This is a genomic window from Marinobacter zhanjiangensis (assembly GCF_014651935.1).
Classification (GTDB): Bacteria; Pseudomonadota; Gammaproteobacteria; order Pseudomonadales; family Oleiphilaceae; genus Marinobacter; species Marinobacter zhanjiangensis.
Genome location: NZ_BMXV01000010.1, coordinates 1 through 20,482, shown reverse-complemented (window position 1 = coordinate 20,482; position 20,482 = coordinate 1). Strand labels below are relative to the sequence as shown.

20 protein-coding genes and 1 rRNA gene are annotated in these 20,482 nt (G+C 60.5%); 14 read left to right on the top strand and 7 right to left on the bottom strand.

Annotation, left to right across the window (positions count from 1 at the left end):
- Positions 1-19: 19 nt before the first annotated feature.
- The 3 genes from IE079_RS17515 to htpX all read left to right on the top strand — a co-directional run bounded on the left by IE079_RS17515 (position 20) and on the right by htpX (position 3,006).
- Positions 20-1,231 carry a pyridoxal phosphate-dependent aminotransferase gene (locus IE079_RS17515; protein WP_189578156.1) on the top strand — a complete coding sequence of 404 codons (1,212 nt, stop codon included), beginning with the start codon at positions 20-22 and terminating at the stop codon, positions 1,229-1,231.
- A 293-nt stretch (positions 1,232-1,524) separates the two neighbouring features.
- Complete coding sequence (locus IE079_RS17510) at positions 1,525-2,004, top strand: hypothetical protein (protein WP_189578155.1); 480 nt, start codon at positions 1,525-1,527, stop codon at positions 2,002-2,004.
- Between the two features lie 117 nt (positions 2,005-2,121).
- The gene (htpX, locus tag IE079_RS17505; protein ID WP_189578154.1) at positions 2,122-3,006 is read left to right on the top strand and encodes a protease HtpX; all 885 of its coding nucleotides are present in this window, start codon (positions 2,122-2,124) and stop codon (positions 3,004-3,006) included.
- Between the two features lie 30 nt (positions 3,007-3,036).
- Here the strand turns inward: htpX and IE079_RS17500 are convergent, their stop codons facing one another.
- Genes IE079_RS17500 through IE079_RS17490 form a run of 3 tightly spaced genes read right to left on the bottom strand, consistent with a single transcriptional unit; the run spans position 3,037 to position 6,152 of the window.
- Positions 3,037-4,203 (bottom strand): 4-phosphoerythronate dehydrogenase, encoded by a 1,167-nt coding sequence (locus tag IE079_RS17500; protein ID WP_189578153.1) that lies wholly within the window; start codon positions 4,201-4,203, stop codon positions 3,037-3,039.
- A gap of 19 nt (positions 4,204-4,222) precedes the next feature.
- On the bottom strand, positions 4,223-5,560 hold the full coding sequence (locus IE079_RS17495) for a DEAD/DEAH box helicase (protein WP_189578152.1): 1,338 nt from the start codon (positions 5,558-5,560) through the stop codon (positions 4,223-4,225).
- Positions 5,544-6,152, bottom strand: coding sequence for an elongation factor P hydroxylase (locus IE079_RS17490; protein WP_189578151.1), 609 nt, complete (start codon positions 6,150-6,152; stop codon positions 5,544-5,546). Before IE079_RS17490 ends, IE079_RS17495 begins: the two co-directional genes overlap by 17 nt.
- A 158-nt stretch (positions 6,153-6,310) precedes the next feature.
- On the opposite strand from IE079_RS17490, the gene dsbD reads away from it, so the two are divergent.
- The gene (gene dsbD, locus IE079_RS17485; RefSeq protein WP_189578346.1) at positions 6,311-8,206 is read left to right on the top strand and encodes a protein-disulfide reductase DsbD; all 1,896 of its coding nucleotides are present in this window, start codon (positions 6,311-6,313) and stop codon (positions 8,204-8,206) included.
- Here dsbD and tusA read toward each other — a convergent pair.
- A complete protein-coding gene (gene tusA / locus IE079_RS17480; protein ID WP_189578150.1) occupies positions 8,203-8,451 on the bottom strand; it encodes a sulfurtransferase TusA in 249 nt (82 codons plus the stop codon). The two genes, dsbD and tusA, sit on opposite strands and share 4 nt — an antisense overlap.
- Before the next feature lie 160 nt (positions 8,452-8,611).
- On the opposite strand from tusA, the gene IE079_RS17475 reads away from it, so the two are divergent.
- Positions 8,612-8,896 carry an antibiotic biosynthesis monooxygenase family protein gene (locus IE079_RS17475; RefSeq protein WP_189578149.1) on the top strand — a complete coding sequence of 95 codons (285 nt, stop codon included), beginning with the start codon at positions 8,612-8,614 and terminating at the stop codon, positions 8,894-8,896.
- A gap of 12 nt (positions 8,897-8,908) precedes the next feature.
- Here the strand turns inward: IE079_RS17475 and rlmM are convergent, their stop codons facing one another.
- Together rlmM and IE079_RS17465 are read right to left on the bottom strand one after the other, a co-directional pair.
- The gene (gene rlmM, locus IE079_RS17470) at positions 8,909-10,000 is read right to left on the bottom strand and encodes a 23S rRNA (cytidine(2498)-2'-O)-methyltransferase RlmM (RefSeq protein WP_189578148.1); all 1,092 of its coding nucleotides are present in this window, start codon (positions 9,998-10,000) and stop codon (positions 8,909-8,911) included.
- Between the two features lie 17 nt (positions 10,001-10,017).
- Positions 10,018-10,689, bottom strand: a complete 672-nt coding sequence (locus IE079_RS17465; RefSeq protein WP_189578147.1) for an alpha/beta family hydrolase — start codon at positions 10,687-10,689, stop codon at positions 10,018-10,020.
- A 285-nt stretch (positions 10,690-10,974) separates the two neighbouring features.
- Between IE079_RS17465 and ccoN the strand changes: the two genes are divergently transcribed.
- From ccoN to IE079_RS17420, 9 genes are all read left to right on the top strand, one after another.
- Positions 10,975-12,405 carry a cytochrome-c oxidase, cbb3-type subunit I gene (gene ccoN, locus IE079_RS17460; RefSeq protein WP_189578146.1) on the top strand — a complete coding sequence of 477 codons (1,431 nt, stop codon included), beginning with the start codon at positions 10,975-10,977 and terminating at the stop codon, positions 12,403-12,405.
- A gap of 18 nt (positions 12,406-12,423) precedes the next feature.
- Positions 12,424-13,032 (top strand): cytochrome-c oxidase, cbb3-type subunit II, encoded by a 609-nt coding sequence (gene ccoO, locus IE079_RS17455; protein WP_189578145.1) that lies wholly within the window; start codon positions 12,424-12,426, stop codon positions 13,030-13,032.
- Between the two features lie 5 nt (positions 13,033-13,037).
- Entirely contained in the window at positions 13,038-13,247 is a 210-nt protein-coding gene (locus IE079_RS17450; RefSeq protein ID WP_189578144.1) for a cbb3-type cytochrome oxidase subunit 3, read from the top strand.
- Positions 13,244-14,137 (top strand): cytochrome-c oxidase, cbb3-type subunit III, encoded by an 894-nt coding sequence (gene ccoP, locus IE079_RS17445; protein WP_189578143.1) that lies wholly within the window; start codon positions 13,244-13,246, stop codon positions 14,135-14,137. Before IE079_RS17450 ends, ccoP begins: the two co-directional genes overlap by 4 nt.
- 135 nt (positions 14,138-14,272) lie before the next feature.
- Positions 14,273-15,715 carry a cytochrome c oxidase accessory protein CcoG gene (ccoG, locus tag IE079_RS17440; RefSeq protein ID WP_189578142.1) on the top strand — a complete coding sequence of 481 codons (1,443 nt, stop codon included), beginning with the start codon at positions 14,273-14,275 and terminating at the stop codon, positions 15,713-15,715.
- 56 nt (positions 15,716-15,771) lie between these two features.
- Positions 15,772-16,311: a FixH family protein gene (locus tag IE079_RS17435; protein WP_189578141.1), complete on the top strand. Its 540-nt coding sequence runs from the start codon at positions 15,772-15,774 to the stop codon at positions 16,309-16,311.
- Positions 16,304-18,772 carry a heavy metal translocating P-type ATPase gene (locus IE079_RS17430; protein WP_189578140.1) on the top strand — a complete coding sequence of 823 codons (2,469 nt, stop codon included), beginning with the start codon at positions 16,304-16,306 and terminating at the stop codon, positions 18,770-18,772. The genes IE079_RS17435 and IE079_RS17430 overlap by 8 nt, the downstream gene beginning before the upstream one ends.
- 19 nt (positions 18,773-18,791) lie before the next feature.
- A complete protein-coding gene (ccoS, locus tag IE079_RS17425; RefSeq protein WP_189578139.1) occupies positions 18,792-19,046 on the top strand; it encodes a cbb3-type cytochrome oxidase assembly protein CcoS in 255 nt (84 codons plus the stop codon).
- Positions 19,047-19,048: 2 nt separating this feature from the next.
- A complete protein-coding gene (locus tag IE079_RS17420) occupies positions 19,049-19,729 on the top strand; it encodes a sulfite exporter TauE/SafE family protein (protein WP_189578138.1) in 681 nt (226 codons plus the stop codon).
- A 646-nt stretch (positions 19,730-20,375) separates the two neighbouring features.
- Here IE079_RS17420 and rrf read toward each other — a convergent pair.
- A 5S ribosomal RNA gene (gene rrf / locus IE079_RS17415) occupies positions 20,376-20,482 on the bottom strand; the annotation flags it as partial.

The following is a 20,482-nucleotide window of genomic DNA, read 5'->3' as shown; positions in this document are numbered from 1 at the left end:
CATCGGGAAGATGCCTTCTATGCAGAACTACAGAAAATCCGCAAAACTGGACAACGTCTGTTACGAAATCCGTGGCCCGGTTCTGCGTGAAGCGCGTCGTCTCGAAGAAGAAGGCCATCGGGTGCTCAAGCTCAATATCGGCAACCCCGCCGCCTTTGAGCTGGACGTACCGGAAGAAATACAGCAGGACGTGATCTACAACCTCCACACGGCCCAGGGCTATGTGGAATCCAAGGGCCTGTTCTCCGCCCGCAAGGCGGTGATGCACTATTGCCAGGAGCGGGGCATCGACAAGGTTGATATCGACGATATCTACCTGGGCAATGGCGTCAGTGAGCTGATTGTCATGTCCATGCAGGCGCTGCTCAATACCGGTGACGAAGTGCTGATACCCGCGCCGGACTATCCCCTGTGGACGGCGGCCGTCACCCTGTCCAGCGGCAAGGCCGTGCACTACCACTGTGATGAACAGCAGGACTGGTTTCCGGACCTGGACGATATCCGCCGCAAGATCACCAGTCGCACCAAGGCTATTGTGCTGATCAATCCAAATAACCCCACCGGGGCTGTTTACCCGAAGGAGTTGCTGGAAGATGTGATCGAACTGGCCCGGCAGCACAACCTCATCATTCTGTCCGATGAGATCTACGACAAGATCCTGTACGACGGCGTTGAGCACGTTTCCACCGCATCCCTCGCCGACGACGTACTGTTCTTCACCTTCAACGGACTGTCCAAGAACTACCGGGCTGCCGGCTATCGCTCCGGCTGGCTGATCATCAGTGGCGCCAAGCACAAGGCCAGTGACCTGATCGAGGGCATCGACATGCTGGCCTCCATGCGCCTGTGCGCCAATGTGCCGGCGCAGCTTGCCATCCAGACCGCCCTTGGCGGTTACCAGTCCATCGACGACCTGGTGGCTCCCGGCGGACGGCTTTACGAACAGCGGGAGACCGCCTGGCGACTGCTCAATGACATTCCCGGCATCAGCTGTGTAAAGCCCAAGGGGGCGCTGTACCTGTTTCCGAAACTGGACCCCGAGCTCTACCCCATCGACAACGACGAGCAGTTCGTGATGGACCTGCTACAGCAGGAGCGCATTCTGCTGGTGCAGGGGTCGGGCTTCAATATAGACGACCGCCAGCACTTCCGGGTGGTATTCCTGCCCCGGGTGGACGCCCTGGAAGACGCCATCGGTCGTCTTGAGCGCTTCCTGACTACCTGGCGCTAGTGTCCCGTCTGGGTAATTCGTTAACCTACTGCGTGACGCTGAGTCTTCTGGCCAAGGCGCCAGTCCGAAGGTGTGGTGGTTCCACATCAAGGGCTGGCAACACCGGCCAGAAGCCTCAGCGTCACGCCCTTCGGGAGCCACTGAGGACTTTGATAGCCGCGTTGCGTTGACTCGATTTGGAACCACCAAACCTTCGCCAACGCGCCTTGCTCTCAAAGTCCTCAGTGGCTCAGTAGGTCAACGAATTACCCAGACGGGACACTAGTCCCGCGAATCAACCTGCAGGACAACCTATGGCCGATATCCATATCGAGGAGTTCTACCGGGATTCCGCCATTGCCCTGGTTCAGCTTTACAGCGTGTTTCCCAGGCGCATCAACCTGTTCGTGGAGGACATTGCCGGGCCAGACGAGCCGGATGAGTTCGGCCTGCACAGCCCCCGGCATATGGCGTGCTTCGGCGCCCTGCTATGGCTGGAGGAGGAAGGCCTGCTGCGCTATATCGACACCATTCGTCAGGAGGCTCTGGACCAGGCCGTGCTGACCCGCAACGCGTTTATCCGCCTGAGCACACCGGCCCCCTACGATCTGGTAGCCGCCCTCGACCTTCCCGAACCCGGCGTGCCGGCTCCCGATGACGATTCCCTGCCACGCTCGGTGCGGCAGGATCGCTCTACCTGGGTGCATGTGCTGCGACAGTCCATAAAGGGGGGGCATTCTCCCACCCTCAATCGCGCCATGCAGGCAGCTTTCTTCGCGCCTGCGGGGAACTGACAACGCGACCCATTGTCTTTCTCATCCGCTGAACGCGGTATAGGCCACCGGCCATTGAAATGGCCGTGCAAGGCCCGATATCCGAAATCAGACACTGTTCTTCCGGAGTGAGAGAGAATGAGAATACTGCTGTTCCTTGCCACCAACCTGGCGGTGATCCTGGTGGCCAGCGTCACCCTGAGCCTGCTCGGGGTTGATGGCTATCTGCAACAGAACGGAATCAACTACAGTTCCCTGCTGATTTTTGCGGCCGTGTTCGGCTTTGCCGGCTCGTTCGTTTCGCTGCTGATGTCCAAGTTCATGGCCAAGCGAGCCACCGGCGCCCGGGTCATCGAGTCACCCCGCACCCCGGCGGAACGCTGGCTGGTGGATACGGTGGCGGAACTCGCCAAAAACGCCGGCATCGGCATGCCTGAGGTGGCGATTTTCCCTGCCACCCAGTCGAACGCCTTTGCCACCGGCTGGAAAAAGAACGACGCGCTGGTGGCGGTCAGTGAGGGCCTGCTGCAACGCTTCAACAAGGAGGAAATCCGCGCGGTACTGGGCCACGAAATCGGCCACGTGGCGAACGGGGACATGATCACCCTGGCCCTGATCCAGGGGGTGGTGAACACGTTCGTGATTTTCGCCGCGCGGGTCATCGGCTCGCTGGTGGACCGGGTGGTCTTCCGGAATGAGAGTGGACACGGCCTGGGCTTCTTCGTGGTGACCATTGTGGCGGAAATCGTACTCGGCATCCTGGCCAGCACCATCGTCTTCTGGTTTTCCAGACGGCGGGAATTCCGGGCGGATATCGCCGGTGCCCAACTGGCCGGAACGGCTGCCATGATCAGCGCTCTGGCCCGCTTAAAGCAGGAAAGCGAGATGCCCGACCAGATGCCCGACAGCCTGCAGGCCTTCGGCATCAACCGGGGCGCCAGGGGTGGCCTGAGCGCCCTGTTCATGACCCACCCGCCCCTTGAGGATCGTATTGCGGCCCTGAAACAGGCCCAGGTCGGGTAAAGGAGAGAGAACCATTGAAGCGTCCGGGGCTTATACCCCGGACGCTTCAACGACCCGGAAGCCACAGTGCGACAGGGTCCGCTGTACTGCAGTGTCGGGCGGCATGGCTATCGTCAGACTGGAGGGCTCACGCCGGACCGGATAACGTTTCCGCAGTTCATCAAAGACAGGCCCCCTCGGCACGCCAGCAGCATCCCCCCGGGCAAACGCACCCCGCAGGCGACTATCGTCGTCCCGGGGGTCATAGCAGGCCATCAGTGCCCGGTGCAGGGCGTCCATGGGCGTCGCATGATCGGTGACGTGGAGTTCTGAAAGCGGAGGCGGCGGCAGGACCGAGGCCAGGCGGGCGTGAAATTCCGCGCCGGCCCACTGATGCAGAGCATGGGCTATCATTTCCGTGCCGCGACTCTTGCCCTCCAGGCTGTAGCCGGCAATGTGAGGCGTGGCGAGCCAGCACTCATCCACCAGTTCCGCCGATGGCTCCGGCTCATTTTCCCACACATCCAGCGCCACCAGGGGAGCATCCGGGGCCTGCAGACGCGCCAGCAGCGCCCGGTTGTCGATGACGGGGCCACGACCACTGTTGACCAGCAACTGTCCCGCCCCGAGCCGGGACAGCCGCGCGGCGTCCAGCAGGTGTGCGGTGGCATGGGGACCTTCTGGAATCAGGGGGGTATTCAGTGACACCACATCGCACTGCAGGACGTCATCCAGGGAGGCAAACGGCAGGTCGGCGCCCTGCTCCTGTCGCGGCGGATCACTGACCCTGACGCTGGCACCAAGATCCAGCAGGCGCTGAACCAGTGCGCCACCCACATTCCCCGCACCAATGACGCCAACGGTCAGGCCGTCAAAACCCGAACGCTGCTGGCGAACCATGAACAGGGAAAGTACCGACAGCACGTATTGCACGACGCTGCTGGCATTGCAGCCGGGCGCGGAGAAAAAGGCGATGCCCTGACGGGCCAGCCAATGGGTGTCCACATGGTCAGTACCGATGGTGGCGGTGCCGACAAACCTCACCTTCGTGCCGGCCAGCAGATCGGCATTGACCCGGGTCACGGACCTTACCAGCAGCACGTCGGCATCCGCCAGCTGACCCGGGCCCAGCGTTCGGCCATCAACCCGGGTCAGACGCCCGAGCCCCCCGCAGAAAGCATCCAGCAACGGAATGTTTTCATCGGCGACGATATGCATGGTGGCCGCCGGGCAGCTGTTAGCGGGAGCCGGAGGACCGGGGACGACCGCCCTGCCGACCGCGATTGCCTCCACCGGCACGGCGCCCACCACGACGACGCTGGATCGGCGGTTTCTCAAGCGGCTGAAGCAACTCCTCCTCCGGCACCGACGTGGTCAGCTTCTGGCTGATGTAGGTTTCGATTGACGGCAGTGTAAAGGCATCGTCTTCGCTGGCGAAGCTGATGGAAATCCCATGCTCCCCCGCCCGACCAGTGCGGCCGATTCGATGCACGTAATCCTCGGCATTCTCCGGCAGGTTGTAGTTGAACACATGGGTAACGCCGTCCACGTGGATACCACGGCCGGCCACATCGGTGGCAACCAGCACCTGGATCTCGCCGTTCTTGAACTGATCCAGGGTTTTCAGGCGCTTGCTCTGGGGGATCTCGCCGGACATCAATGAAACCTTCACATCCTGATTTTTCAGGTCCTCTTCCAGATCACGGCACTGGTCACGACGGTTGGCGAAGACAAGGGCCTTCTCGACCCCCGGCTGCTTCAGCGAGTTCACCAGAACCGGCAGTTTCTGGTCTTCGGATACCAGATACACCGTCTGTTTTACCCGCTCGGCGGTTTTCTGTTGCGGCTCGATCTCGATGAATTCCGCACCGTGGGTCCACATCGACGCCAGGTTCAGCACGTCCTGATTGAAGGTGGCACTGAACAACAGGGTCTGCCGGTCATCCTTGGGCGGACAGCGGCGGATGATGCGCTTGACGTCGGGAATGAAGCCCATGTCCAGCATCCGGTCCGCTTCGTCCAGAATCAGCAGGTCGATCTGGTCCAGGAACACATCCTGGGAACCCAGGAAATCGATCAGCCGTCCCGGAGTGGCCACCAGAATGTCGACAATCTCGTTCTGCAGCACTTCCCGCTGCTTGTCATAGTTCATGCCACCCACCACGGACACCACTCGGTGGCCGGTGCGGGCACATAACTCCTCGGCATCCTTGGCAATCTGCATGGCCAGTTCCCGGGTGGGCGCCAGCACCAACACACGGGGTTCGGACGCAAACCGGTCCTTGTCATCCACCGGCGTTTCCAGCATTGCCTGTATGGCCGTGATCAGGAAGGCGGCGGTCTTGCCGGTACCGGTCTGGGCCTGACCGATCAGGTCGTGGCAGGCCAGAGTATAAGGCAGGGTCTCCGCCTGGATCGGCGTGCAGTACTCAAACCCGATGTCGGCAATGGCGTCCAACACCGGCTTGTGGAGACCAAGCTCGGCGAAACGGGTGCCGCTTTGCTTCACGTCACCGCTCTGTGGCGCTTCAGCTGCATTGTCGTGTGTACTATCGGATTCAGGAGATTGCGTCATAGGCTTCGCTTACTGTTGTTAAAGAGTGTGCTGCCCCGGCTGGCCCGGTGGCCAGGCAGGCATGTCGTTCGCGCCACCGGCGAAAATGATCGGGGCCGGTACCATAAAATGCTGTCAGGGCATCCAGAAACTGCCCGGCACGGGCCGGCAACCCCTCGTCCAGGTAGCGACAGGCCTGTTGAATGACCCGCTGCCGGAAGCCGGCCTCATCGATCGCGCCTCCGCCGTCCAGGTTATCAACGCTGATGTGGAAGCGACTGCCACAGGCCACCGAAAACAGCCATTCCAGAGCCTGGGGCTTTACCTCAACCCGCTCGAAGGCCTGCTGCTGTTCGCGGCTGCGCCCGTCCGGGCAGTACCAGTAACCATAGTCCGTCAACCGGCGTCGCTGCTCACCGGCGATGCACCAGTGACTGATCTCATGAAGGGCGCTGGCGAAATAGCCGTGGGCGAAAATCACCCGGGCATAATCACCGGCAACGCCTGCGGGGAGGTACTCCGGCTCATCGTCGCCGCGAACCAGTTCCGTTCCCCGGGATTTCAGGAACAATGTATTGAACAGTGTGACAAGGTCTTCTGGACGGTGATTCATGGGTTCGTTATTGTGCGGCTTTACTGGCAAAAATTCCAGCAGGATCTTCCCGATGAATGGACATATCCCCAAGAGCCCCGGGAACTTTCCGGGCGGAGCTGAGTCTCTCCTTCCACTCGATCACCCGCTTACCCGGTAACCGACAGATACTGAGCCCCATGCCACTGAAAACCGTTGTTCCTGCTTCGCTGTTACGGCTACTTCTGCTGACCCTGTTCACCCTGATGCCCACCGGGGCCGTACAGGCAGCCCTTGGCGACAACAACAGCCTTGGGGGCCAGGATTTCCTGCCGGTGGACGAGGCGCTGCCCTTCAGCTCCACCACCACAGAAACCGGCGTACTCTTACGCTGGGATACCGCCCCCGACCATTACCTTTACCGGGAGCGCATCTCCATTGAGCCGGTTTCGGATGACGTCCAGGTGTCGGAACCGGCCTTTTCCGAACCCGGCGTGGAAACCGAAGACCCCTACTTCGGAACCGTCAACGTCTTCTACGAGCCGGTCGAGGCCCGCGTAGACCTGACCCTGCCGGAAGGCACCCGGGAAGCTACCCTGAAGGTCACTTATCAGGGCTGTGCCAAGGCGGGCCTGTGCTACCCGCCACAGACACGGGATGTACTGTACTACGCCAGCAAGGGAGAGCAGCCAGCAGCACCTTCTTCCTCCGCTAGCGGTACAACTGGCTCCGGTGGCGGCGCAACCGGCCAGACGCCCGCCCCCGGCACGGCAAGCAACCTGGAGAGCGCCACCGGCCTGGCAGGCTTTCTTTCCGAGCAGTCCCTGGCCATCATCGCGCTGGTATTTCTGGCCCTGGGCCTGGGCCTGACCTTCACGCCCTGTGTACTGCCAATGGTACCGATCATTTCCACGCTGGTATCCAGCCACAATACCCGCAGCACCGCACAGGCGCTGGCACTGGCTTTCAGCTATGTATTCGGGATGGCGCTGACCTATGCCGCTGCCGGGGTCATTACCGGGCTGCTCGGCGCCAGCTTCAACCTGCAGGCGCAACTGCAGTCTCCCTGGGTGCTGGGCACCTTTGCGGCACTGTTCGTAATCTTTGCCCTGGCCATGTTCAACGTGTTTGACCTGCGGCTACCCCATGCCATCCAGAATCGCCTCAATCAGGCCAGCGAGAACCTGAGCGGGGGTCGTCTGGCGAGTGTTTTCGGCATCGGCGCATTATCCGCCCTGGTCGTATCCCCCTGCGTGTCGGCGCCGCTGGCTGGCAGCCTGCTCTACATCAGCACCACCCAGGATGCGGTAGTCGGCGGGGTCGCGCTGTTTTCCCTCGGGCTGGGCATGGGTGTTCCGCTTATCCTGGTCGCGGTGGGTGGCCGTCACCTGCTGCCCAAAACCGGCTCCTGGATGAATGTGGTCAAGGCCTTCTACGGGGTCATGCTTCTGGCGGTCGCCATCTGGCTGCTGGAGCGGCTGGTTCCGGGCTGGGTCGCACTGACCCTCTGGGGCATATTGGCGGCCATCACCGGCGTGCAGCTGGGCGCCTTTGACCAGGCCCGGGCGGGTTGGCAGCGAACCTGGAAAGGCGCCGGACTGGTGCTGTTTGCCTGGGGCCTGGCGCTGCTTGCCGGGGCACTCTCCGGCGCATCAGACCCCCTGAGACCCCTGGCACCTTTTATGGCGTCGGCCAGTAGCGATGGTAGCGTCAGTGTGACCGAGCATGCCCCGTTCGAGCGAATGGAAGATCCGGACGCTATCCGGGAGCGGCTGACCGAAGCCAGCAATCAGGGGCGCGCGGTGATCCTCGACTTCTACGCCGACTGGTGCATTTCGTGCAAGATCATGGAACGGGAAGTGTTCAGCAAACCGGCGGTGATCAGCGCCATGGAACCTTACACACTGCTGCAGATTGACCTGACCGACAATACGCCGGCGCAACAGGCACTGCTGAACGATCTCGGCCTGTTCGGACCTCCAGCGATTCTGTTCTACGATGGCGAAGGGCAGGAAGCCGAGGACCTGAGAGTCCTTGGGGAAATGGATCTGGACCAGTTCATGAATCACCTGAACCGGGCCAGTGCTGTGCTTTAAGCCCCCCGGCGTATCCAGAACAGGTATTCGCCGCCGGTCTCTTCCTGTTGCATCAGCTCGTGATCCAGGAACTGACAGAAACGGGGGATATCCCTCGTTGTGGACGGGTCCGTTGCCACTACCCGGAGCACGCCCCCCACCGGCACGTCCGCTATCCGGTTGTGCAGCATCATGACCGGTTCGGGACACACCAGTCCCCGGGCGTCCAGTTCGGCATCCTGATTCGGTGATTCGGCCATTGTCATCTCCCGGGATTGGCCCCGGCCAGGCAGGTTACTTGAGACAACACGATAAAGTGTGCCCTCAATAACTCTGTGAAAACTCCCGGTCCAGGTGCTAAATTACTGTTCATGTGGCCCATTTTAGACCACATTGTCCGTGGAACGGTATAGCATCGAGGTACCCATGATTCGTGTCATCATTGAACGCCATATCGCCGAATCCCTGGAATCCGCCTATGAGGAGCGCTCCCGCAGTATCCTGCAGAGCGCGGTGGCTGCCGCCGGATTTGTGTCCGGCGAGACCCTGGTGGACGCCAGGGACCGGAATCACCGCTTCACTCTGGCCAACTGGCGCTCCGAGGCTGACTGGGACCGCTGGTACAACTCCGAGGAGCGGAGGCGGCTGTTGAGCGAAGTCAAACCGATGATGGATCAGGACGAGAGGATTACCATCCTGGAGCAATGCTGAACGGCCGGATCATCAGTCCGTCCGCTCCAGAAAACAGGTTATCTCCTCCCGGTCATGGTACAGCTGCCTGGCCCGCAACTCGACCGCGAAGGGGGCGTCGGCCAGCCGGTCTGCCAGTAATTCCCGGCAGATTTGCCACTCTTCGTAACGCTGCTTCATGGGCAGCTTGAGGTTGAACACACTGTATCGGCACAGCTGTGCATTGAACCAGTCAGCAACCATGGCGGCCGTGCGCCGGGGTTTGTCCACGATATCGCAGACCATCCAGTCAACCGCCCGCCTGGGCCGCCACTGGTAACCATCAGCCTGCACATGGGTCACCATACCGGACGCCATCAGTTGCTCGTCCATGGGCCCGTTGTCTACCGCCGTTACGGTCATGCCCTGATGCACCAGTTGCGAGGTCCAGCCCCCCGGCGCCGCGCCAAGATCAACGGCCGTTTTGCCACCCCCGAGATAGTCGAGCGCCCTGCCTTCCGGCAACAGTACTCGCCAGGCTTCCTCCAGCTTCAGGGCCGAACGGCTGGGTGCGGAGGCCGGTAACCTGAGGCGAGGAATGCCCATGGCCCAGCGAGCACGATTGCTGACCGGGCTGACGCCTGCCACCACCCGGGCAAAGTCCACCAGCAGCAGCTCCAGCCGGTCCGCATTGTTGCCCCGGTTACCGTCGCCTATCAGGCCGGCACCCCGAAGCGCCCTGGACAGGGGTGCGACCCATTTGCGGGCGAACCGGCTCAGGTCGGCATCACTGTTATTTTCCGGAACCCGCACCTCCACACGGTCACAGCCGGAAAGGGCACCAGAGCTGCCATCGCGCAGCGCATCAATGACTGCCCCGACGCGGTCTGACGCCGGCAGGGTTACCTCCGCAACAACAATCAGCCAGTCCCGCACGAACACCATCGAGTCCAGCGGCAGTTCGCCAAGCAGCGTCGGCGCATCCATGCCACCGGCAAGGGTAAACGGCAGCCAGCCGGTACCTTCCGCGGGTTCGAAATAACCCCAGGCCCCCAGGGCGGCCGCAGCATCGGTGAGCTCCCGTCCGGCTTCCGCCTCGAACCCGGGGCGACAGAACAACAGCAGTCGATTAAGGGAAGAATTCATAAAAGGATCCTGTAAAGTCAGAGAAGCACGGACTCCGGGCGCAAGGAGTGCAGGAAGCTGGCCGCCAGCCGGGCGGACTCGTCAATCAGGGCATCCGGGTCCAGGCCCTGCCTTTTCAGTGGGCGGAGGTCATGATTACCGCCTTCCAGCCAGTGAAGCTCAATCCGGGACGGCAGCGACGGCTGGTCATCAAGCTCTTCCGGCTTGCCGAACGGATCCCGCGTACCCTGGAAAATCGCCATGGGTACCCGTATGTCCCCGAAATGCCCGGTTCGCCACTGATCGGGCTTGCCCGGCGGGTGAAAAGGATACCCGAAACAGGTCACCGCGTGGACCTCCGTCATCTCCGGGCGGGCGGCCAGCAATGATGCCATGCGCCCACCCATGGACTTGCCTGCCAATACCAGAAGCCGGTCACTGCCAACTTCGGATCGGCACCAGCGGACCAACTCGATGAAATGCTCGAGCAATACCGGCTGGCGATCAGGCGGTCGCCTGCGGCCATCGTTACGGGACCGTTGCATATAGGGGAACTCGAAACGCACCACACTGACACCGTGAATCGCAAGCGCGCGGGCAAGCCGCTCCATAAAGGGGCTGTCGTAGCCGACACCGGCTCCGTGGGACAACAGCATGACCGGTGCCCGCTCCGGGTTATTGACCGCCTTATCAAAAAGCAACTCTGTCATTTTGCAAGCTCCATAAGAGAAGCTAGGCTCCTGTTTCAGGGGTTCTATCCGCAGCCCCCGCGAACCAGCATCCATTGAACATCCGGCAGCTTGCGGGAACTATTGATGAATATCGAAAATCCCGCGAATTGTACATCACTCCCACATTGAACAGATTCGCCATCACACTGATTTAAACGAAATTACGGAGTCAGGCGGAGTTGATCTGAGTCATTGCAAACGGATTAGCGTTTCTCCATACTTGCGCCGATTTCTTTCCCCACCCTTGAATCCATTGGTAAGGCTATGAGCACAGTGAATGCAAACCTGACATACAACTACAAGGTGGTGAGGCAATTCGCCATCATGACGGTGGTATGGGGCATTGTGGGCATGGCGCTGGGTGTGCTGATTGCAGCGCAACTGGTGTGGCCGGCATTGAACCTCGATCTGCCCTGGACCCACTTCGGCCGTTTGCGGCCGTTGCATACCAATGCCGTCATCTTCGGCTTTGGTGGTAGTGCCCTGTTTGCAACGTCTTATTACGTTGTTCAGCGCACCTGTCAGGCGCGCCTGTTCTCGGATGGCATGGCAGCCTTTACCTTCTGGGGGTGGCAGGCCATTATCGTGTCTGCCGCCATCACTCTGCCGCTGGGCCTTACCTCTTCCAAGGAGTATGCAGAGCTGGAGTGGCCTATCGATATCGCCATCGCGGTAGTCTGGGTCACCTACGCCATCGTCTTCTTCGCTACGATCACCAAGCGCAGCGCACCGCATATCTATGTGGCGAACTGGTTCTATGGTGCGTTCATCCTGACGATCGCGGTTCTGCATATTGGCAACAGCCTGGCGTTGCCGGCAAGCGCATTCAAGTCCTACTCTGCGTATGCGGGCGTCACCGACGCCATGATGCAGTGGTGGTACGGGCATAACGCAGTAGGCTTCTTCCTGACCGCCGGCTTCCTGGGCATGATGTACTACTTCGTTCCCAAGCAGGCCGATCGCCCGGTTTACTCCTACCGGCTGTCCATTGTTCACTTCTGGGCACTGATCGCCACCTACGTATGGGCCGGCGGCCACCACCTGCACTACTCCGCTCTGCCAGACTGGGCCCAGACTGCCGGTATGGTGATGTCACTGATCCTGCTGGCACCCTCCTGGGGTGGCATGATCAACGGCATGATGACCCTGTCCGGCGCATGGCACAAGCTGCGTACCGACCCGATTCTGCGCTTCCTGGTGGTTTCCCTGTCGTTTTACGGCATGTCCACCTTTGAAGGTCCGATGATGTCCATCAAGACCGTCAACGCCCTGTCCCACAACACGGACTGGACCATCGGCCATGTGCACTCCGGTGCCCTGGGCTGGGTAGCCATGATCAGCATCGGTGCCATCTATCACCTGATTCCGAAACTCTGGGGCATCAAGGCGATGTACAGCGTCAGCATGATCAACGTGCATTTCTGGCTGGCAACCGTCGGTACCGTGCTTTACATCGTGGCCATGTGGGTCAACGGCATCATGCAGGGCCTGATGTGGCGCGCGGTCAACGAAGACGGCACCCTGACCTACAGCTTCGTGCAGGCACTGGAGGCCTCCTGGCCCGGTTACCTGGTACGCCTCATCGGTGGTGTCATCTTCCTTGCCGGCATGATTGTCATGGCATGGAACGTATGGATGACCATCCGCCAGAAAGATGCGGTTGCTGCCGACAACGTCGCAGCTCAGCCGGCCTGATCAGGAGCATAACGCAAGATGAAACACGAAATTGTCGAAAAGAACCTTGGCCTGATGTCCGTGCTGATCCTGCTCGTGATCAGCGGCGGCTTCCTGGCCGAGATCGTGCCACTGTTCTTTATTGAGGAAACCAACGAACCCGTGGCCGGGCTCGAGCCGCTGGATCCACTGGAACTGGAAGGTCGTGATATCTACATCCGGGAAGGCTGTCATGTCTGCCACACCCAGATGATCCGCCCCTTCCGGGCCGAGACCGAGCGCTATGGCCACTACTCCGTTGCGGGCGAGTTCGTTTATGACCGTCCGTTCCTGTGGGGCTCCAAGCGGACCGGTCCTGATCTGGCCCGGGTTGGTGGTCGCTACTCCGACTCCTGGCAGCGCATGCACCTGTACGATCCGCGCAGCGTGGTACCGGAATCCAACATGCCAGCGTTCCCCTGGCTGTTCGAAGACCGTGTCGACCACACCAAAACAGCCGGAAAGCTGGAGACTCTGCAGACCCTGGGCGTGCCTTATACCGATGAACAGATCGAGGGTGCAGCGGAAGAAGTGCGTGGCGAGTTCGAGATCGATGCTCTGGTCGCCTATCTTCAGCAGCTGGGCACTGTCATCTCTGACAAACGGTGATTGCGATGGATATCAACGATTTAAGAGGCATCCAGACGCTCCTGGTAATGATCGCCTTCTTCGGCATTGTCTGGTGGGCCTATAGCGCCCACCGGAAAAAGTCCAACGATGAGGCAGCTCATCTGCCCTTTGATGACGACGAAATCGCCGAGCGAACGGTGAAACAGGATAAAGAGACGGCAGTGAAACAGGACAAAACGGAGAAGAAACAATGAGTACCTTCTGGAGCATCTGGATCAGTGTGATCGTGCTCGGTACTATTTTTGGCTGCTGGTGGCTGCTGTTTGCCACCCGCAAGAGCCAGACCACCGATACCGAAACCGAGAAAACCATGGGGCACTCCTTTGATGGCATCGAGGAGTACGACAACCCGCTGCCCAAGTGGTGGTTCTACCTGTTCGTCGCCACATGCATCTTCGGGCTTGTCTATCTGGCACTGTATCCTGGCCTGGGCAACTGGCAGGGGCTGCTGGGCTGGACTCAGGAGAAGCAGTGGGAACAGGAAGTTCAGCAAGCGGAAGCCCGCTATGGCGAAATCTATGCCCAGTATGGCAGCACGCCCATTCCGGAACTGTCACAGAACGGCGACGCCATGGAAATGGGACAACGGCTGTTTGCCAACAACTGCTCGGTCTGCCACGGCTCTGCGGGCCGCGGTTCTGTTGGCTTTCCGAACCTGACCGATGATGCCTGGCTATACGGTGGTGACCCGGATACCATCCTGGAAACCCTGCATAATGGTCGCCAGGGCAACATGCCGGCCAAGGGCACCATGCCCAACATGACGGCTGATCAGGTTGACCAGGTGGTAAACTATGTCCTCAGCTTCAGCAATCGGGCGCAGGACGAACAGGCAGCCGAAGCTGGTGCTGAAGTTTACGCCCAGGCGTGCGTCGCCTGTCATGGCGCGGATGGCACCGGTAACCAGGCATTGGGTGCGCCGAACCTTACCGATGATTCCTGGCTGTATGGCAGCACTTACGAATGGATCGAAGAAACCGTGCTCTACGGCCGTCAGAACGTAATGCCGGCACAAGGTGACCGGCTGAGTGATGATCAGATTCATATCCTGGCGGGCTACGTTTACAGCCTGTCCAACGACTGAAGATACCGGCGCCGCTCTGGCGGTGCCTGGTCTTTTCAACTCTGGGCCTGCCCTTTGCGGACCCAGGCTTGAGAGGATCCCCGAGGTACGCACAGCCCATCCCCGCCGTGCACCTTACATCATCAGGAGGTAGCGATGAGCAGTCAGATTCCGGTCAGACAAGTAGACCCGAACACTGACGGCCCCTCCGACAACAAAAAAAACAAGCCGGAAACCGTCGAGCTTTACGCCAGCCGCAAGAAGATTTATGTGCGCGAGGTGAAGGGCCTGTTCCAGCGCATCCGTAACGTCAGCCTGACCGCCCTGATGGGCATGTACTTCCTGTTCGTATGGATTACGGTGGACGGCGATCCACTGATTCACTTCGATCTGCCCGCCAGGGAATTCCACCTTTTCACCATGACATTCTTCCCGCAGGACTTTTTCCTGCTGGCGGCCATGCTGATCATCTGTGCCTTCGGTCTGTTCTTCATCACCACCCTGTTTGGCCGGGTCTGGTGTGGCTACACCTGCCCGCAAACCGTCTGGACCTTCATTTTCATGTGGGTGGAAGAGCGCATTGAGGGCAGCCGCAACAAGCGCATGAAGCTGGACAGAGCGCCCAACTCCCCCGAGAAGATGGCGCGTAAATCCGCCAAGCACGCGGCCTGGCTGCTGATTGCCCTGGCCACCGGTGTCACGTTTGTGGGTTACTTCTACCCGATCCGCGACCTCCTGGGCGACCTGGCGACGTTGAATGCCAATGGCTGGGCCTATTTCTGGGTCGGCTTCTTTACGGTTGCCACCTACCTGAACGCCGGCTGGATGCGCGAGCAGGTTTGCCTGTACATGTGCCCCTACGCCCGCTTCCAGTCGGTAATGTTCGATCGCAATACACGGATTGTTTCTTACGATCCCAACCGGGGGGAGCCACGGGGTAGCCGCAAGAAGTCAGCTGATCCGGAGGAGCTTGGTCTGGGTGACTGTATCGATTGTGGCCTTTGCGTGCAGGTTTGCCCTACCGGTATCGATATCCGGGACGGATTGCAGTATGAATGCATCGGCTGCGCCCTGTGTATCGATGCCTGTGACAGCGTCATGGACAAGATGGATTACCCCCGCGGTCTTATCCGCTACACCACCGAAAACGAACTGGAAGGCCGGCCGTCGAAACTGCTACGCCCGAGAACCTTCGGGTACGGGGCATTGCTGATGCTCATGATCGGCGCAGTTGTGATTACCATTGCCACCCGGGTACCGGTCGAGCTGGATGTCATCCGGGATCGTGGTGCCCTGTTCAGTTATAACAACAACGGCTGGATCGAGAACACCTACACCCTGAAGATCAACAATATGGCGGAGGTTCCCAGGGATTTCCGCATTGAGTTGGGGGGCATTGATTCAGCCCGACTGCTGAGAGGGCAAGAACCCGTCCAGGTGGATCCGACAGCACAGAGGTCCGTTCCCGTTGTGGTGGAGGTGAACCCGGAAGATCTCAGCGACATCAATACCGCCATCATCTTCCGTATCGAAGCGTTGGACAACGCAGAGATTACCGATGAAACCGACAGCCGCTTCGTTGGTCCAAGACCCCGATAGCACATTTTCCAGGCCCGCCTGGCGGGCCTTTTCGATTTTCCGATAACGAGTCAGACATGTCAGAAACCGTAAGCAACTATGATGACGAAGCCTCCCGCCCCTGGTACCGTCAGCCCTGGCTGTGGTTCCTGCTGCTATTCCCGGGCGCATCCATAACCTATTGTGCCGTCGCCATTACCCTCGCTCTCAACACACATCCCTCGATGGTGGTCGATGACTATTCCAAGGAGGGCCGGGGCATTAATCAGTCTATCGCTCGTGAGGCCCTGGCCGCCGAGCTCGGGCTCGAAGCCCGGATCGTGCAGAATAACCGCAACCTTGAGGTCACTCTGGACAGCACTGGCGGCAGCGCCGGGGTAGCACCGGAATACCTGCTCCTGCAACTTTTCCATCCCACCATAGGGGGCAGGGACCGGGTGATTCAGCTCAGTGCTGTCTCTCCTGGCGTCTACCGGGGCCAGATTGCCGGAAACATTGACGGTCGCTGGTATTTCGACCTGAGCGGTCCGACCAAAGACTGGCGCATCAAGGGCGAAGGCCGTTTCCCTGCAGACTCCGATATTGTCGTACGCCCGACCAACGCCGCAAGTGGCTGAAACAGTCCCCTGCTTTCATTGCAGTGAGCCGGTCCGCCCTGATAGTGCGATCGTGCCCGACCCGGACCACCCGGAGCGGGCCTTTTGTTGTCATGGCTGCAAAGCGGTCTTCGAGACCATCCACAGCGAGGGGCTCGACAACTTCTATGACTTTCGCACTGCTGCGGCCGTAACGCCACGCTCGCTGTCCCGTGCCGACATTGAACGGCTGCGAGAACTGGACCACCCTGTGGCCCAGGAAGAATTTGTTGCCCCCGTCAAGGGCGGGCTGGAAGCCCAGCTGCTCATTGGTGGCATTACTTGTGCCGCCTGCATCTGGCTATTGGAACAGCATCTTGGCCGGCACTCCGGCGTACAAAGCTTTACCGTCAACCATACCACCCAGCGCGCCCGGTTGGTCTGGTCACCTGATCAGACACACCTCAGTGATCTGTTGATTGCCATACATGAGCTGGGATACACCGCGTCCCCCTACCATACAGACGAAGCCGAACTGGCCCTGAAAGCGGAAAACCGTTCAGCCATTATCCGGTTACTGGTCGCAGGCATCGGCACCATGCAGAGCATGATGCTTGCCGTCCCCCTGTATTTTGAAGTGCTCAGTGATATGTCGCCGGAGTTCGTCCAGCTGTTCCGGTGGTTCAGTCTGCTGGTGGCTACCCCTGTGGTCGCGTACAGCGCCCGGCCGTTTTTCAGTAACGCCATCCGGGACCTGCGCTCCCGACACCTGACCATGGACGTTCCGGTGGCTACCGCCATCGGCCTGGCCTATGTCGCCAGTGCCTGGGTGACATTCTTCGGCGGCGAGGAAGTCTATTTCGAGTCTGTCTGCATGTTCACCTTCTTCCTGTCACTGGGCAGATTCATCGAAACCCGCGCCCGTTATCGCGCCGGACTGACCGGGGCCGCCATGGGAAGCTACCAGCCCCGGGTGGCCACCCGCCTCCAGGGTGAGGAATCGGAAGTGGTCGCCGCACACCAGCTGCGGCCCGGGGACCGGATACGGGTCAAACCCGGTGAAACACTTGCCGTGGACGGCGTGATTGTTGCCGGGCAGTCCACATTGAACGAGGCAGCCCTGACCGGGGAATACCTTCCCGAATCCCATGGTCCGGGGGAGGAGATATTTGCCGGCAGTATCAACGGCGAGAGCCCTCTCGAAGTTCAGGTCCGGCAGACCGGCAGCCGCACCCGGCTGTCAGGCATTCTGCGCATACTCGATCGGGTGCAGGCGGAAAAGCCCCACATCGCCCGTATGGCCGACCGCATTGCCGGCGTCTTCGTCAGCCGGGTTCTGATCATCGCGCCACTGGTCTGGATCGGCTGGTGGCTTGCCGGCGCTGACAATGCCTTCGACATCACACTCTCGGTGCTGGTAGTAACCTGCCCATGCGCCCTGTCACTGGCGACCCCGACAGCGCTTACCAGTGCCACCCTGCGACTGCGGAAACTGGGTTTCCTGCCCACCCGGGGGCATACCCTGGAAACACTTGGCGACATTGACACGGTGGTATTCGACAAGACCGGTACCCTGACGGAAGGCCGGCTCCACCTGTTGAACGTGGCACCCGAGGGCGACCTGTCCGAACAACAGGTACTCGCCATTGCCGCCGGCCTTGAGCGACACTCCGAGCACCCGATCGCCGGAGTCTTCAAAGGCATGGCGGAAGAGCCCGTCGAGCAGGTCAACAACCATCTTGGCCAGGGGCTGACCGGTTCGTGGCGCGGGAAGCCTGCCGTCATCGGCCACCGGGAGTTCGTGTCAGAGCATGTCGGGCGTGCCCTGACGCCACCGGAAGATGCTCAGGGTATCGACCTCTGGCTCGCCATCGATGGGCAGGTACAGGCCTGCCTGCTGATTGATGACCGGGTTCGCGCCGATGCCTACGACGCGATTCGTACGCTGCAGGCAAGGAACATAAGTACCGTGATGCTCAGCGGCGACCGGTCCAGCCATGTCGAGCGGGTAGCGCGTGAGCTGGGTATCGACGAGGCCATCGGGGGCGCCTCACCCGAAGACAAGCTTGCGCGCCTGCAGTCCCTTGCCGAAGGCGACCACAAAATCATGATGGTTGGCGACGGGCTCAACGATCTCCCATCCATGGCAGGAGCTTCCGTATCGGTTGCCATGGGTTCAGCCACCGACCTCACCCAACTGCGGGCAGACGCGATACTGCTCAGTGGTAACCTCCAGCTACTGGTAAAGGCCATTGACGCCAGCCGGGAAACCCGGCGTATCATTCGTCAGAACATGATGTGGGCCCTGGGTTACAACCTGCTGGCTCTGCCTCTGGCCGCAGCCGGCCTGGTACCCCCCTGGCTTGCAGCCATTGGCATGTCGGCGAGCTCTCTGGTCGTGGTGCTGAACGCCCTCAGGCTGAGCCATGGACATGCTGACCCTGCCCCGGCCGACAACCCACAACAGACTACCAGTGACGGCAAGACCGCCACCGTCACATGATGATCAAGGTGATTAACCCGTGAATATTCTGCTTATATTGATCCCGATTACGCTGATGCTGGTCACCATTGGCGTACTGGTCTTCAACTGGGCCGTCAAAAGTGGCCAGTACGACGACCTGGAAGGACCCGCCCACCGCATTCTTTACGATGATGACCGCGACATGATTCCGGATGATGCCAAGCAGCCCCATCAGAAAGAGGGCCGGCCAGCCTCCGGCAAGCAGGATCGGAACGCAGGGAACCGTTCCGATAACGACCAGAGCGGAGCCTGAACTTGCAGGAACTGGCCCTGAGTTATCCTGCTGCCTTTGTGATTGGACTACTGGGCAGCACCCATTGCCTGGGCATGTGCGGTGGTATCAGTGCGTCACTGTCCATGGCGCTACCCGTGGGACGTGGCTACCGGTTCCGTCAGATGGCGATGTTGCTGGCCTTCAACGGTGGCCGTATCGGGTCGTATGTTCTCATTGCCACCCTGATTGCTTGGCTCAGCATCAGTGCAACCAGTTCCTGGAGTGCACTTGGCCCCCTGCTGCGAACTCTCGCCGGGGTTCTGCTCATACTCATGGGGCTTTCCATGGGCCAGTGGTGGAACGGAATCCGTCATGTCGAACGTATCGGCGGGCCAGTATGGAAGCGACTTCAGCCATTGACCGGTAAACTGTTGCCGGTACGACATCCCCGCCAGGCACTTCTGCTGGGCGCACTCTGGGGCTGGCTGCCCTGCGGTCTGGTCTACAGCACCCTGGGGTGGGCTGCGCTGCAACCGACGACCACTGCCGCCGCCGGCACCATGCTGTTCTTCGGTCTCGGCACCTTGCCCTCCATGCTCGGCACCGGCCTCGCGGCCACCCGGATTCAGGCACTTCGCACCAACCGGTGGTTCCGTCAGATTGCCGGGGCTGCAATGATTGGCTTTGGGCTCTGGACGATTCCGTGGATGGCTGTTGTTTGAGGGCTATACCCAGGATTGACTCCTTCCACTGCTACCCATGCTCCTGGTCTGGTTTGTTACCCATGTTGCCGGTTTGCACAGCACCTCCCCCTTTCCCCTTGCGAGAGAGGGCCGGGGTGAGGGGGTGGCGCCCGCAGGGCGCCTGTATCAGCAAGAGGCTGGCCTTGTACGGGCGCAATGATGTCGCTGTAGATCCAGGCTGAATGAGTGATCCCCGTGACTTTCTTCCGGGCTTGCCGCGGGCCCGGACGGGCCTAAAGGCCGTGCTACGCACGGCGACGATTCCCGGCCCTTCGCGGGGACGCTCCGGGCGTCCTTACCCTGAGCGAGCGGTGCTCGCTCTGCCTGCGGCACCGGGACGGACACTATCGTAGGTTATCGTCACCCTCACGAGGGCACGGGCTCATAATCCCATAAAAAAACCCCGGCAGCTTTCGCTGTCGGCGGAGTTGCCTGAGACTGGCCGTGCGTTGCACGACGACGATTCCCGGCCCTTCGCGGGGACGCTCCGGGCGTCCTTACCCTGAGCGAGCGGTGCTCGCTCTGCCTGCGGCACCGGGACGGACACTATCGTAGGTCATCGTCAGGCTCATAATCCCATAAAAAAACCCCGGCAGCTTTCGCTGTCGGGGTTTTGGGATTAGGAGCCTGACGATGACCTACTCTCGCATGGGCAAATGCCACACTACCATCGGCGCTGCTCTGTTTCACTGCTGAGTTCGGGATGGGATCAGGTGGTTCCAGAACGCTATT